Origin of the sequence: Sphingobium sp. RAC03 (genome assembly GCF_001713415.1) — a bacterium.
Classification (GTDB): domain Bacteria; phylum Pseudomonadota; class Alphaproteobacteria; order Sphingomonadales; family Sphingomonadaceae; genus Sphingobium.
Map to the genome: position 1 here is coordinate 2,425,157 of NZ_CP016456.1, position 14,089 is coordinate 2,439,245.

Genomic DNA, 14,089 nt, shown 5'->3' on the forward strand with positions numbered 1-14,089 from the left:
GGAGATGGGTTCCCGCCTTCGCGGGAATGACGAAGGGTGATGATATGCCCCAGCCTCTTCTGATCGCGAGACGCGCAGCATAATGGACGCCCTCTTCCTCAACCAGTTGTTCAATGGCGCGTCGCTCGCGTCGCTGTACCTGCTCGCGGCGCTTGGCCTGGCGCTCTCCTTCGGGCTGATGCGCGTCATCAACATGGCGCATGGCGAAATGCTGATGCTGGGGGGCTATCTCGCCTGGATGACCCTGCTGGTGGTGCCGGGGGCGATGGGGATCATCCTCGCCATTCCGGTCGCCTTCATCGGCGCGGCGGCCATGGGCGGGTTGATCCAGTCGACGTTGATCCGCCGCCTGTCGGCACGGCCGCTCGATACGCTGCTGGCGACCTGGGGCGTCAGCCTGATCCTGCAACAGGGCGCGCGCGACCTGTTCGGTGCGGTCGGTGTCGAAGTGCGCGCGCCCGAATGGCTGACGGGCAGCTTCGTGGCGTTCGGCGTGACGCTGCCATCGGCACGGCTGTTCATCATCGCGATCGCCGCGCTGGTGCTGGGCGCGCTGGCGCTGGTGCTGCTCAAGACCCGCATCGGGTTGCTGGTGCGGGCGGTCAATCAGGACCGAATGATGGCGTCGGCAACCGGCATCGATGTGCGGCGGGTGGACCTTACCGTCTTCTGCCTGGGTTCAGGCGTAGCGGGCCTTGCGGGTGTGATGCTCGCGCTGCTTGGCCCGGTTACGCCCAATGTCGGGCAAAGCTATATCATCCCTGCCTTTCTGGTCGTTGTGATGGGCGGGCTTGGCAGCATCGTCGGCACGACCGCATCGGCGATCATCCTGGGGCTGTTCGCCGCGCTGGCGCAGATTTTCGTCGATGTCAGCGTCGCGCAGATGTTGCTGCTCGTCTTCGTCATCCTTTTCATCCAGGTGCGCCCGCAAGGCGTCGTCGCCGTAAAGACCCGCCAACTCGATGCCTGATCTATCCGCCCTCACCGCGCGCTTCGCGCCGGTCAAGCCGCTACTGCCCTGGCTGCTGCTTGCGCTGGCCCTCGTCGCGCCGTTCGCGCTGTCGAGCTACGACCTCAACCTGCTCGCTCGCTTCATGGCGATGGGGATATTGGCGCTGGGCCTCGTCCTCATCTGGGGCCATGGCGGGATATTGAGCCTGGGGCAGGGGGTGTTTTTCGGCCTTGGCGGCTATGCCATCGCCATCCACATGAAACTGGCTGATCTGCCGGACGGTGAGATACCGGACTTCATGGTGTGGAGCGGGCGGGAAAGCCTGCCGCTGTGGTGGGAGCCGTTCACCAGCCCGCTCTTCACGCTGGCCGCGATCGTCATCATCCCAACGCTGGCCGGGGCGCTATTCTCCTGGGCGGTGTTTCATCGCCGGGTGGGCGGCACTTATTTCGCGCTGATCACGCAGGCGCTCAGCCTCGCCTTCGCGACGCTGATCATCAGTCGGCAGGATGTGACGGGGGGCTTTAATGGCCTCACCGATTTTTATTCGATCTTCGGCGTGGGGCTGGCCAGTCCCGGCACGGGATCAGCGCTCTACTGGGTCACGCTGGCGGTTCTGTGCGTCGCGTTCATCGCGCTGCGCTGGCTGCTGGCATCGCGCTTTGGCATATTGCTGCGGGCCTCGCGCGATGGCGAGAACAGGGTGCGGTTCCTGGGCTATAACCCTACGCCCTTCAAAGTGGCGGCCTTTGCCATTGCCGCAATGCTGGCGGGGATTGGCGGCGCATTGTTCACGCTGCATGCGGGCGTCGTGTCGCCCGCGCTGATCGGCGTCGTCCCCTCGATCGAGATGGTGGTGTGGGTGGCGATCGGCGGACGCTACAGCCTGGCGGGTGCGATCGTCGGCGCGCTGCTGGTCAATCTGGCGCGCGATGCCGTGTCGAGCGCTTTCCCCGAATTGTGGCTCTATCTGATGGGCGCGCTGTTCATCTTCGTCGTGACCCTGTTGCCGCGCGGGCTGGCGGGTCTGGCCAAGGGGAAGGCGGCATGAGCGGGTCTGCGGTGTCCGAGTTGCTGCTTAGCGTCGATGGCGTCACCGTCGATTATAGCGGGTTCAAGGCGCTCGATGGTTTTTCGATGACGCTGAACCGGGGCGAGACGCGGGTCGTGATCGGTCCCAATGGCGCAGGCAAATCGACGCTGTGCGATACGATCATCGGTCGGGTGCGGCCGAGCCAGGGGCGGATCGTCTTCAAGGGCGAGGAAATCCAGACCCTGCCCGAACAGGCGATCGTCGGGCGCGGGATTTGCCGCAAGTTCCAGGCGCCCGGCGTGTTGCCGACCTTGAGCGTGCGCGACAATCTGGCGCTGGCGGCACGGCGCGACCGGCGCTGGTGGAAAAGCCTGGGCTTCGGCATTCCGGTGGAAGAGCGGGCCGCGGTCGAAGAGGCGCTGGAGGCGGTGGCGCTGACCCACCGCGCCGATGTGGAGGCAGGGACTCTGGCCCATGGCGAGAAGCAATGGCTGGAAATCGCCATGGTGATGGCAACTGGCGCGGAACTGCTGCTGCTGGACGAGCCGACGGCGGGCATGGGACCGGCCGAAACGAGCCGCACCGCGCAACTGATCTTGGGGCTGGGGGATAGCCGCACCGTGCTGGTGATCGACCATGATATGAGCTTCGTCGAGCAATTGGCCGCGCCGGTGACGGTGATGCATCAGGGCAAGTTCTTGAAGCAAGGCAGCGTCGCCGAAGTGCGCGCCGACCCGCAAGTGGCCGCCGTCTATCTGGGCCATACGGCATGAGCCGGCTGCTGGAGATTGCGGGCCTGTCGAGCGCTTATGGTCAGAGCCGGGTCTTGTGGGACGTGGACCTGACATTGGCGCGCGGGCAGGTAATGGCGCTGATCGGGCGCAACGGGGTGGGCAAGACGACGTTGCTGCACACGATCATGGGCACGCGGCCGGTGACCGGCGGAACGCTGCATTTCGACGGGCGCGACATGACCGCCATGCCCGCGCATAGCCGGGCGCGGGCGGGGATCGGCTTCGTGCCGCAGGGACGGCATGTGTTTCCCCAACTCACCGTCATGGAAAATCTGGAAACCGGGCTGTCGGCGCTGGCCGGGCGCGGTAAGCGCGGTGCCCAGGTGCCGCAGCATATTTTCGACCTCTTCCCCAAGCTGTGGGATATTCGCGGGCGGGCGGCTGGCTTCCTGTCGGGGGGCGAGCAGCAGCAATTGGCGATCGGCCGGGCGCTGGCCGGGGAGCCGAGCCTGTTGCTGCTCGACGAACCGACCGAGGGCATCCAGCCCAATGTCGTGCAGCAGATCGAAGCCGCGCTGGTCCATGTGCGCGACGAACTGGGCATGACGGTGCTGGTGGTGGAACAATATCTGGACTTCGTGTGGCGCTTTGCCGACCGCTATTGCGCGATGCAGAATGGGCGGATCATCAGGCAGGGCGCGATCGCCGACGAAAGCGCGAAGGATGTCGCGCATTTGGTGCAGATTTAGCGCAAGCCTATAAAACTCCGTCATTCCCGCGCAGGCGGGAATCTATCTCCCGACTTTGCACCAGTGGATAGCGGCGGAGATGGATCCCCGCCTGCGCGGGGATGACGATAAAGGATCGGGGAGGATGATCACCCGCCCGGTTCCGCCAGGGCGATGTCCATGTCGGCAAGCGCCAGGCGCAGCAGTTCGGCCATGCCCGCGCGGGCAGCCGCCGTGTCGCGGGACGCGATGGCCTGATAGACGGCGCGGTGGTCGGGCAGGGGATCGCGGGGGAGCAATTTCTTGCGATGCTTGAAGGTGGTGGTCCAGCTGACCGCTGCGCCGACCGAACTGGCCAAAGCCTCCAGCGCATCATTATGCGTCGCCGCCAGAATCATATTGTGGAAGCGCTGGTCGGCGGCGCGGCCTTCGGGAGTGGACAGGCCATAGCGGCCCATTTCCGCGAGCGCCGCTTCCATCACCGCCAATTGCTCGTCGGTGCGGCGGCGCGCGGCGAACTCCGCGGCTGCCGGTTCGATGACGCCGCGCAGTTCGAACAGGTCGCGGATGAAATTGGCATCCGGCTCGCCCGCGAACATCCAGGCAAGCATTTCAGGGTCGAGCACGTTCCAGCGATTGCGCGGCAGGACGCGGGTGCCCGCCTTGGGGCGGCTTTCCAGCATCCCCTTGGCGATCAGGATGCGGACAGCTTCGCGATAAGCCGTGCGCGACACGCCGAGGCGATCGGACGCCTCTATCTCGCCCTCGAACAATTCCCCCGGTCTGTGCTTGCCGGTCAGGATGGCCGTGCCCAGGTCGCGGGCGATCGTCTGATGGATGCGGAGCGTGCTTTCGTCCGATCCGAACTTGCGCCCGCTGCCCAAAACCTTGCTCCCTTATCAGTCCTCGAACACAGCCGTAGGACAATGTCGGCCGCAAAGGAAGGCATCGGCGACAAGACGGAGCGGCGCAATATCGGCGTCGATCGCCCGGTCAGCCACCAGAGCGACGAAACGGCGATACATGGCAGGATATTCCTCGTCCGGGGCCTTGAGTTGAACTTCACCGTCCAGCCGCAGCGTGTTGCCGCCTTCGGACAGCAGCAGGCCGCCATTATCGGTATCGACGGCGATGTCCCAGGTCTGCGGCCCGGTTTGGCGCCAATCGAACACGGTATCGATCGGTGCGCCCGACGCGGTCGCCATGGCGAGCGTCGCGCCGATCGGGGCGTCCTTGTTGGAGGGCACTTCCAGATTGGCGGACAGCACGGTGACGGGTTCGGGGACGATTTCGGTCAGGATCGACAGGGCGTTGATGCCCGGATCGAAGACGCCAAAGCCGCCCGCTTCCCAGATCCAGGGCTGGCCGGGGTGCCAATGGCGCACATCCTCGCGCCACTGGATCGAAATGCGTTCGATCTTGCGCTGTGCAATCCAGGCCTTGGCTTGCGCCACGGCGGCGGCGTAGCGGCTGTGCCAGCTGGCGTAGAGGGTGACATTCTGCGCCTTTGCCAGCGCGATCAGCGCCTCGACTTCGGAGACGGTCGCGCCGGGCGGCTTTTCGAGGAAAACATGTTTCCCCGCCAGCAACGCCTGCCGCGCCGCATGATAGCGGGCCTGGGGCGGCTGACACAGAATCACGGCGTCGAGGTCCGGTTCGCCCGCCAGCATCGCGCCGAGGTCGGGGTAATTATTCACCCCTTCCCCCCGCGCGTTGCGGCTGGCGACGGCGACCAGGTCGATGCCGTCGGTCTTTTCAATCGCGGGCAGGTGCTGGTCGCGCGCGATTTTACCCAGCCCTACCAGACCTGCCCGGATGCTCATGCAGCGGCGACCAGCTTGCCATCGACGCGGCGCGTCAGGCCGAGCGGGTTGGCGTCCTGCAGGGCGGCTGGCAACAGGGCGTCAGGCACGTCCTGATAGCAGACGGGACGCAGGAAGCGCATCATCGCCAGCGTGCCGACCGAGGTCGAGCGGCCATCGGCGGTCGACGGGAAGGGACCACCATGCACCATCGCATGGGTCACTTCGACGCCAGTGGGCCAGCCGTTGGTCAGGATGCGGCCGACCTTGCGCGACAGCACGGGCAGCAGCTTGGCGGCGTCGGCATTGTCGGCTTCGGTCAGTTGGAGCGTCGCGGTCAGCTGGCCTTCGAGACCGGCGATGGTCGCGATGACTTCCTCGATGCTGCTGCATTTGATCAAAACGGACGACGAACCGAACACTTCTTCGGCTAGAAGCGGGTTGGCCCCGAAGGTTGCCGAGTCGGTCGCGAAGAAGGCGGCCTGGCCACGGTTGCAGCCTTCCGCTTCGGTGCCGCGGGCGACGGTGGTGACGCCATCCGCGCCGGACAGGGCAGCGACGCCCTTTTCATAGGCTTCGTGGATGCCGGGCGTCAGCATGACTTGTGGCTGGGCACCCGACATGGCCTGGGCTGCGGCTGCAACGAACTTGTCGAGGTCCGGGCCGTCAAGCGCGATGACGAGGCCGGGGTTGGTGCAGAACTGGCCCGACCCCATGGTCAGCGAGCCGACGAACGCCGTGCCCATGGCTTCGGCCCGTTCGGCGAGAGCGCCGGGGAGCAGGACGACCGGGTTGATGCTCGACATTTCGGCATAGACCGGGATCGGTTCGTTGCGTTCCGCCGCGATCTTCATGAGCGCAACGCCACCACCGCGCGATCCGGTGAAGCCGACCGCCTTGACGCGGGGATCAGCGACCAGGGCGCCACCCAGCGCGCGGTTGGCGCCGGGCAGGTAGGAGAAGACGCCTTCGTGCAGGCCACAGGCCTTGACCGCTGCCTGAATGGCGCGGGCGACCAGTTCGCCGGTGCCGGGATGGGCGCTATGGCCCTTGACGATGACAGGCGAACCAGCGGCGAAGGCCGATGCGGTGTCACCGCCCGCGACCGAGAAGGCGAGCGGGAAGTTGGACGCGCCGAACACGGCGACCGGGCCGACCGAATGGTTGACGCGGCGCAGGTCTGCGCGGGGCATCGGCGCGCGGTCGGGCATGGCGGGGTCGATCGTGGCATCGAACCAGTCACCAAGGCGGACATAGCTGGCGAACAAGCGCAACTGGCCGACTGTGCGGCCCCGCTCGCCTTCCAGACGGGCGCGCGGCAGGCCGGATTCGGCCATGGCGGTTTCGATCAGCAGGTCGCCGATGGCGACGATATTGTCCGCGACGGTTTCGAGGAAGGTCGCGCGGGCGTCGGGTGCCAGGGTCGAAAAGCTGTCGAATGCGGCATCGGCCAGCTTGGTGGCTTCTTCGACTTCGGCGGGCATGGCGCTGGAGAAGGCGATGTCGCCCTTTTCGCCGGTCGCCGGATTGATGGCGTAGAAAGTCTCTCCGCCCTGGCGCTCGTTTGCGCCGATGAGGATGGCTCCGTTGAACATGGGATTCTCCTGAAATGGGTTCATGATGCTGTTCCCCGGCGTGGGCCGGGGAACAGGGAAGGGGTCAGTGATTGTCGCGCGGCAGGCCCATGGTCTGGGCAATGCGCTGATATTTTTCTGCGCCTTCGAGGATCGCGCCGGTGTCCATCTGGCCAACGACCGACCGCTGGATTTCCTGCCACGGCGTTTGCGAAGCGGGATATTTGAAGCCGCCAGCGGCCTCCAGCTTCGCGCGGCGTTCCGCCAGTTCCTCGTCCGAAATCAGCACGTTGACCGTGCCGGTGTTGAGATCCATCCGCACCCGGTCGCCGGTTTCGAGCAGAGCGAGGCCGCCCATGGCCGCCGCTTCGGGCGAGGCGTTGAGGATCGACGGGCTGCCCGACGTGCCCGATTGGCGACCATCGCCGATGCAGGGCAGGGCGGAGACGCCTTCGGTGATGAGATAGGCAGGGGGACGCATATTTACAACTTCGGCTGCGCCCGGATAGCCGATCGGCCCCGCGCCGCGCATGAAGAGCAAGGTCTGATCCGTGATGCCGACCGAGGGATCGTCGATGCGGTGATGATAATCTTCCGGCCCGTCGAACACGACCGCCGGGCCTTCAAAGGCGTTCGGGTCTTCGGGGTTCGACAGATAGCGGTCGCGGAATTCCGGGCTGATGACGCTGGTCTTCATGACGGCGGCGTCGAACAGATTGCCCGACAGGACCAGGAAGCCTGCATCCTCGACCAAAGGCTGGTCGAAGGGGCGGATGACCTTTTCGTCTTCAATCTCCACGCCGCGGCAATTGTCGCCCATGGTCTTGCCATTGACGGTCATCACATCCTCGTGGATCAAACCCTGCGCGATCAACTGCGCCACCACGGCGGGGACGCCACCGGCGCGATAATAATCCTCGCCCAGATATTCGCCCGCAGGCTGAAGGTTGACCAGCAGCGGGATTTTGTGACCGACCGTCTCCCAATCCTTGAGCGGCAGATCGACGCCGATATGGCGGGCGATCGCAGCGAGATGGATGGGGGCGTTGGTCGATCCGCCGATGGCGCTGTTGACCATGATCGCATTGTGGAAGGCATCGCGGGTCAGGATGTCGGAGGGCTTCAGATCCTCCGCCACCATCTCGACGATGCGCTTGCCGGTCAGATAAGCGACTTCCTGGCGATCGCGATAGGGGGCCGGGATCGCGGCCGATCCGGGCAGCATCATGCCCAGCGCTTCGGCGAGCGAGTTCATGGTGGAGGCGGTGCCCATCGTGTTGCAATAGCCGGTGGACGGGGCGGAGGAGGCGACCAGCTTGATAAAGCCTTCATCGTCGATCTTGCCCGCCGCGAGCAATTGGCGTGCTTTCCAGACGATCGTGCCCGAACCGGTGCGCTCGCCCTTGAACCAGCCGTTCAGCATCGGGCCGACCGACAGCGCAATGGCGGGGATGTTGACGGTGGCGGCGGCCATCAGCAGCGCCGGTGTGGTCTTGTCGCAGCCGGTGGTCAGGATCACGCCATCGAGCGGATAACCGTACATGGCCTCGACCAGGCCGAGATAGGCAAGGTTGCGGTCAAGGCCGGCGGTCGGGCGCTTGCCGGTTTCCTGGATCGGATGGACCGGAAATTCGAGCGCGATGCCGCCCATTTCGCGAATACCGTCGCGCATCCGTTCGGCCAGCACCATATGATGGCGGTTGCAGGGCGACAGGTCGCTGCCGGTCTGGGCGATGCCGATGATCGGCTTGCCGCTGCGCAGTTCGTTCAGGCTGAGGCCGAAATTGAGATAGCGCTCCAGATAGAGCGCCGTCATGTCGATATTGTCGGGGTTGTCGAACCAGGCGCGGCTACGCAGTTTGGGGGCGGAGTTGGACGAATCGCTCATTGGGGCATCCTGACGAGAATAAGGCATGGCGCTTTTTGCGCGCTCGCCATTCCGATATACTCATACAAATACAGTTTCAAGCGTGCATGCGACCGATGCGGCAAATTTGGCGTCGATCCGGGGTGCCCATCGCCGCTTGCGTACCCGACCCGGCGGCTGGCCTGCCCATTTGTCCAGCGCATGCGCTCTTGAAACACGCCAGGCATCGGCGCATGGACCGGCCATGACCGCGACCTTCCCCCGATCGTCCGCCGCGCCTGCGCCGCGCGCCATTGCCCGCTGGCTGCTATCAGTAGCAGCGCTTGTGTTCCTCATGGTCGTGGTCGGCGGGATCACGCGCCTGACCGAATCCGGCCTGTCGATCACGCAATGGAAGCCGATCACCGGGGCCATTCCCCCGCTGACCCATGAACAATGGATGGAGGCGTTTCGCCTCTACCAGCAGATCCCCGAATATCAGCAGATCAACCGGGGCATGAGCCTCGATGATTTCCAGTTCATCTTCTTCTGGGAATGGGCGCATCGGTTGCTGGGGCGGCTGATCGGATTGGCCTTTGCTCTGCCCTTGCTGTGGTTCGCGTGGAAGCGCGCCATTCCGCAGGGCTATGGCTGGCGGCTGGTGGCGCTGCTGGCGCTGGGCGGATTGCAAGGCGCGATCGGCTGGTGGATGGTGCAATCGGGCCTTTCGGAACGCACCGACGTCAGCCATTATCGGCTGGCCGTGCATTTGCTCAATGCGCTGCTGATCATCGGTGGGTTGGTGTGGACCGCGCTCGACTTGTTGATGTTGGCGCGGGACCGGAATGCGCGCCCGGCGACGCTGCGGCCCTTCGCGTTGGTCGTGCTGATTGGGCTGTTCGTGCAATTGCTGTTCGGGGCATTCACCGCCGGACTGAATGCGGGCTATGTCGCCAACACCTGGCCGCTGATGAATGACCGTTTCGTGCCGGACGGCATGGCCTGGATGGAGTCGCTATGGGCGACGCTGTCAAGCGACCCTTATCTCGTCCATTTCATCCATCGCTGGTGGGCCTGGGGTGCCGCCATCCTGGCCGTGATGCTGGCGCGCCGGGCCAAGCGGGCTGGACAGCGCGGTGCGTCGATCGCGATCAATGCCAGCGTAGGTACGCAAATCCTGCTGGGGATAGCCACGGTGATGAGCGGTATCGCGCTGCCGCTCGCCGTGCTGCATCAGGCGGTCGGCGCGATCGTCGTGGCGGCGCTCGCATGGGGCGCGCACAGCATCGGGCGGCGGAGGGGCTAAGGCGCGCGGCTTTAAGGCTTGGGCGCGCTCGCCGCATTGGCGGCGGCTTCCGGCGCGGCGGCCGGTGTCGCGGCGGGCAATAGTCGCAGGCTCCGCAACAGCGCGTCCGAAATACTCTGATATTGTTCACTCAGCATTTCGGGATAGACGAAGGTCGCGGTCACGATCGATCCGTCCGGCTGGCGCAGCAGGCGCACGGCGACATTATTGCCTTCGCCGTCATTGGCGGTACCGCGATATTCATTGTCGCCGATGAAATCGCCATCGACGCCTTCGGCCCCGTCGCTGACCGCCTCGACAATCTGTTGCAATGTCTGGTCGCCGTCATTCTTCTGCCAGAAGACGCGCACGTCCGCGCCGGCACCGGGATCTTCATAGACCACGCCATCGGCATTGCTGGCGCTTTCATCCTTCACCCAGCCTTCGGGGAGCGTGACGGAAAAGCCGCGCGCGGCATTTACATAATCGAGCGATTCCAGGCCTTCGTCGCTCTGCTGCGTGGCGAGTGCTTCTGCCGCGGCGGCATTGGCGGCGGCGGCCAATTCCTCTTGGCTCGGCATATCGGCGACCGGTTCGGTGCGGCCGCAGGCGGCGAGCAACAGGAAGGGCAGGCAAGCGGTAAGGGGAAAACGGTTCATGCGCGATCCAAAGCATAGGCGCGGCGATAATTCAACGACATTGCCCGAAAGGAGGCGACAGGACGTCATGTTCACCGGTCAGGCGGCGCTGTCGATGCCTAGTTCGGCCAGTTTGCGGTAGAGGGTCGATCGGCCGATTCCCAGGCGTCGGGCGACCTCCGTCATGCGCCCGCGATAATGGCCGATAGCAAGGCGAATGACGTCCGCTTCGATGTCCGCAAGCTGGCGGACATGGCCGTCGCCTTCGAACAGGGTGATGCCCGCGCCGTCACGATGCGGCTGATTGGCGGCGCGCGGGCGGATGGACAGGCGATCGAGCGGGTCGCTCGCCTTGATCTGAGCAGCGATCTGCGGGAAATCCTGCGGCGTCAGGGCATCGCCTTCGCACAGTACAGCCGCGCGGAACAGGGCGTTCTGAAGCTGGCGGACATTGCCGGGCCAGCCATGCTGCATTAGCAGCGCAAGCGCATCGTCGGTGAGGCCGAGGCCGCGCAGGCCCGGCTGCGCGGCGATCCGCGTCAGCAGGTGGCGGCACAAAGCCGGAATGTCGCCCATGCGTTCGCGCAACGGGGGAATGGTAAGCTGGACCACGTTGAGGCGATAATAAAGATCTTCGCGAAAGCGCCCCGCCTCAATCTCTTCGGCGAGCTTTTTGTTGGTGGCAGCGATGACGCGCACATCGACATGGATCGGACGGCGCGCGCCGATCGGCTGGACTTCGCCATCCTGCAGCACGCGTAGTAATTTGACCTGCGCATCCATAGGCATTTCGCTGACTTCATCGAGGAAGAGCGTGCCCATGTCGGCGCTGGCGAATTTGCCGACATGCCGGTCGAAGGCACCAGTGAAGGCACCCCGCTCATGGCCGAACAGTTCCGATTCGACGAGGTTGGTGGGGATGGCACCGCAATTGACGGTGACCATCGCCTGCTTGTGGCGTGGCGACGCAGCGTGGATCGCGCGTGCGATCACATCCTTGCCGACGCCGCTTTCGCCTTCGATCAGGACGGGCACGCGGGCGCGGGCTGCCTTGGCCGCGATGGCGAGGGCCGCGCGGAATTGCGGCGCGGAACCGACGACATCCTCGAAGGAGAGGGGAGCGGTGATTTTTTCGGTCAGCGGGCGCAGTTCGCCATCGCTGCCATCGGTCAGCGTGGCGTTGAGTGCGGCGAGCAGGCGTTCGGGCGCGATCGGCTTGGACAGATAGTCGGTGGCCCCGGCCCGCATGGCATCGACCGCGACGGCGACATTATTATGGGCGGTGAGGATCAGGATCGGCAGCGCCGGGCGACGGGCACGAATCTCGCCGACCAGGCCGGCTGGCTCATAATCGGGGCTCCATTGGTCGAGGATGATCGCGTCGAGTTGCATCCCGTCCTGCGTGCCGAGCATCGCGATGGCGGTTTCATTGTCGCCTGCAAAGATCGTGCGCCAGCCCGCACGCGCCGCGAGTGCCGATACCAGCCGCCTTTGCGCCGGTTCGTCGTCGATCAACATCAGCATTGGTATGCCGTCGCGCGCCATTCGCACCCCTCAATTGCAACAGGCGACCGACGATAGGGACGCGGGGTAAAGGCGCGCTTAACTGCGAAAGATTTTCTTGGCCTTGGGCGGGTTGAAGGGGGGGGCAGGTTGCGGATAAGAGGTTGGCCTGATTTTACCACAATAGGGAGACCCAGCATGGCCACGGACGGAAATATCAAGGATGCGACCCAGACCTATTCGGGGTTTGTGGGGCTGATGAAGTGGGGCACGATCGCCTCGGTGGCGGTGGCCGCGATCGTGGTGCTGCTGATCTCCAGCTAAGCACGGCGCGACGTACAGGGAGGGGATGCCATAATAATGAAAATAGCAGTGGTGAAAGAACAGGCAGCGGGCGAAGCCCGTGTTGCCGCGACGCCGGAAACGGTGAAGAAATTTATCGGCCTTGGCGCGCAGGTCGCCGTCGAGGCGGGGGCCGGGCTGACCGCGTCGATCGCCGATGCCGATTATGCGGCGGCGGGTGCGACCGTCGCCGATCGAGCCGCGACGGTCGCAGGCGCGGACATCGTGCTGGGCGTGCAGGGGCCGGACGTGGCCAGCCTGTCGGGCGTGAATCCGGGTGCCTGGATCGTGGCGGGGCTCAATCCGTTCGGCGACCGGGCACGGGTCGATGCCTATGCGGCGGCAGGCTATGAAGCGCTGGCAATGGAGTTCATGCCGCGCATCACGCGCGCGCAGTCGATGGATATCCTGTCGTCCCAGTCGAACCTGTCGGGTTACAAGGCTGTGCTGGATGCTGCCGCTGAATATGGCAGGGCCTTTCCGATGATGATGACGGCGGCGGGCACTGTGTCGGCCGCGCGCGTCTTCATCATGGGCGTGGGCGTGGCAGGCCTGCAGGCGATCGCTACCGCCAAGCGGCTGGGTGCGCAGGTCAGCGCGACGGACGTGCGCGCCGCGACCAAGGAGCAGATCGAGTCGCTGGGCGCCAAGGCGATCTTCGTCGAGAAGGTCGCGGGCATCGAGGGCGAAGGATCGGGCGGCTATGCCACCGAAATGTCCGACGAATATAAGGCCGCGCAGGCCGAACTCGTGTCAGCGCATATCGCCAAGCAGGACATCGTCATTACCACCGCGCTCATTCCGGGGCGGCCCGCGCCGCGCCTGATCAGTGACGCGCAGATCGCGACGATGAAGCCGGGCAGCGTGATCGTCGATCTGGCGGTCGAGCAGGGCGGCAATGTCGAAGGCGCGGTGCCCGGCGAAGTGGCCCTGCGCCACGGCGTCAAGATCGTGGGCCACCGCAACGTGCCGTCGCGACTGGCGGCGGACACGTCCGCTTTGTTCTCGCGCAACCTGTTCAACTTCCTGTCAGCCTTCTGGGACAAGGACAAGGGAGCGCCGGTGCTGGACGAGGAAATCGGCAACGCCATCCGCCTGACGCAGGGCGGCAAGGTCGTGAACGAGCGGTTGTTGGCGAGTTGATGGCGGATTTTGCCCCTATAATCCTCCCCCATGGGGGGAGGTGGCAGGGCGAAGCCCTGACGGAGGGGTGTCACCCTATCGATAGGGTGACACCCCTCCGTCACGCTGCGCGTGCCACCTCCCCTTACAGGGGAGGAATATAGGTGCTGCAAGGCGGCGATGTCGGCATGTTGAGGGCCAAGTCTCTCAGGCAGGCCATGTCGCTACCCGAAGTGTTGCTGTGGAATGCGTTACGCGATCAAACTAATGGCCTGAAATTTCGCAGACAGCATCCATCTGGTCCTTATGTGGCAGACTTTTACTGCCATCAGGCCCGGATGATCGTTGAAGTGGACGGCGAAGCCCATAATCGCGGCGATGCGCCACAAAGCGATGCAATTCGCGATGCTTGGTTTGCGGAACGCGGCATTCATGTCCTTCGCATACCCGCCATCGCAATATTGAACGATCTGGACACAGTCGTCGCCGGGGTAAAGGCGATGGCCAAAGAGAGAATAGGGGAGGACTAG

General features: G+C 64.8%; 14 protein-coding genes. 8 read left to right on the forward strand and 6 right to left on the reverse strand.

Annotated features, from left to right (window positions below):
• The first annotated feature begins 82 nt into the window (after positions 1–82).
• From urtB to urtE, 4 genes are read left to right on the forward strand one after another with little or no spacing between them, the layout of a single operon-like run.
• The gene (gene urtB / locus BSY17_RS16325; RefSeq protein WP_037475088.1) at positions 83–970 is read left to right on the forward strand and encodes an urea ABC transporter permease subunit UrtB; all 888 of its coding nucleotides are present in this window, start codon (positions 83–85) and stop codon (positions 968–970) included.
• The gene (urtC, locus tag BSY17_RS16330; protein ID WP_171899258.1) at positions 963–2,003 is read left to right on the forward strand and encodes an urea ABC transporter permease subunit UrtC; all 1,041 of its coding nucleotides are present in this window, start codon (positions 963–965) and stop codon (positions 2,001–2,003) included. Before urtB ends, urtC begins: the two co-directional genes overlap by 8 nt.
• Complete coding sequence (gene urtD, locus BSY17_RS16335; protein WP_069066257.1) at positions 2,000–2,758, forward strand: urea ABC transporter ATP-binding protein UrtD; 759 nt, start codon at positions 2,000–2,002, stop codon at positions 2,756–2,758. Before urtC ends, urtD begins: the two co-directional genes overlap by 4 nt.
• Positions 2,755–3,468, forward strand: a complete 714-nt coding sequence (gene urtE, locus BSY17_RS16340; protein WP_069066258.1) for an urea ABC transporter ATP-binding subunit UrtE — start codon at positions 2,755–2,757, stop codon at positions 3,466–3,468. Before urtD ends, urtE begins: the two co-directional genes overlap by 4 nt.
• A 128-nt stretch (positions 3,469–3,596) precedes the next feature.
• Here urtE and BSY17_RS16345 read toward each other — a convergent pair whose 3' ends face one another.
• The 4 genes from BSY17_RS16345 to BSY17_RS16360 form a co-directional block, all read right to left on the reverse strand.
• Positions 3,597–4,331 (reverse strand): FadR/GntR family transcriptional regulator, encoded by a 735-nt coding sequence (locus BSY17_RS16345; protein WP_069066259.1) that lies wholly within the window; start codon positions 4,329–4,331, stop codon positions 3,597–3,599.
• A gap of 15 nt (positions 4,332–4,346) precedes the next feature.
• Positions 4,347–5,270, reverse strand: a complete 924-nt coding sequence (locus BSY17_RS16350; RefSeq protein ID WP_069066260.1) for a Gfo/Idh/MocA family protein — start codon at positions 5,268–5,270, stop codon at positions 4,347–4,349.
• Entirely contained in the window at positions 5,267–6,844 is a 1,578-nt protein-coding gene (locus BSY17_RS16355) for an aldehyde dehydrogenase (NADP(+)) (RefSeq protein ID WP_069066261.1), read from the reverse strand. The genes BSY17_RS16350 and BSY17_RS16355 overlap by 4 nt, the downstream gene beginning before the upstream one ends.
• 64 nt (positions 6,845–6,908) lie before the next feature.
• Positions 6,909–8,711: an IlvD/Edd family dehydratase gene (locus tag BSY17_RS16360; protein ID WP_069066262.1), complete on the reverse strand. Its 1,803-nt coding sequence runs from the start codon at positions 8,709–8,711 to the stop codon at positions 6,909–6,911.
• A gap of 223 nt (positions 8,712–8,934) precedes the next feature.
• Here BSY17_RS16360 and BSY17_RS16365 point away from each other — a divergent pair, with 223 nt between their 5' ends.
• A complete protein-coding gene (locus BSY17_RS16365; RefSeq protein ID WP_069066263.1) occupies positions 8,935–9,975 on the forward strand; it encodes a COX15/CtaA family protein in 1,041 nt (346 codons plus the stop codon).
• A gap of 11 nt (positions 9,976–9,986) precedes the next feature.
• On the opposite strand, the gene BSY17_RS16370 is transcribed toward BSY17_RS16365, so the two are convergent.
• Together BSY17_RS16370 and BSY17_RS16375 are read right to left on the reverse strand one after the other, a co-directional pair.
• A complete protein-coding gene (locus tag BSY17_RS16370; protein ID WP_037476575.1) occupies positions 9,987–10,613 on the reverse strand; it encodes a hypothetical protein in 627 nt (208 codons plus the stop codon).
• A 78-nt stretch (positions 10,614–10,691) separates the two neighbouring features.
• Entirely contained in the window at positions 10,692–12,137 is a 1,446-nt protein-coding gene (locus BSY17_RS16375; RefSeq protein WP_069066264.1) for a sigma-54-dependent transcriptional regulator, read from the reverse strand.
• Positions 12,138–12,293: 156 nt separating this feature from the next.
• Between BSY17_RS16375 and BSY17_RS16380 the strand changes: the two genes are divergently transcribed.
• The 3 genes from BSY17_RS16380 to BSY17_RS16390 all read left to right on the forward strand — a co-directional run bounded on the left by BSY17_RS16380 (position 12,294) and on the right by BSY17_RS16390 (position 14,089).
• Complete coding sequence (locus BSY17_RS16380; protein ID WP_037476577.1) at positions 12,294–12,419, forward strand: aa3-type cytochrome c oxidase subunit IV; 126 nt, start codon at positions 12,294–12,296, stop codon at positions 12,417–12,419.
• Between the two features lie 36 nt (positions 12,420–12,455).
• Positions 12,456–13,580, forward strand: coding sequence for an NAD(P) transhydrogenase subunit alpha (locus BSY17_RS16385; protein ID WP_037476578.1), 1,125 nt, complete (start codon positions 12,456–12,458; stop codon positions 13,578–13,580).
• Between the two features lie 143 nt (positions 13,581–13,723).
• Positions 13,724–14,089, forward strand: a complete 366-nt coding sequence (locus BSY17_RS16390) for an endonuclease domain-containing protein (RefSeq protein WP_083217149.1) — start codon at positions 13,724–13,726, stop codon at positions 14,087–14,089.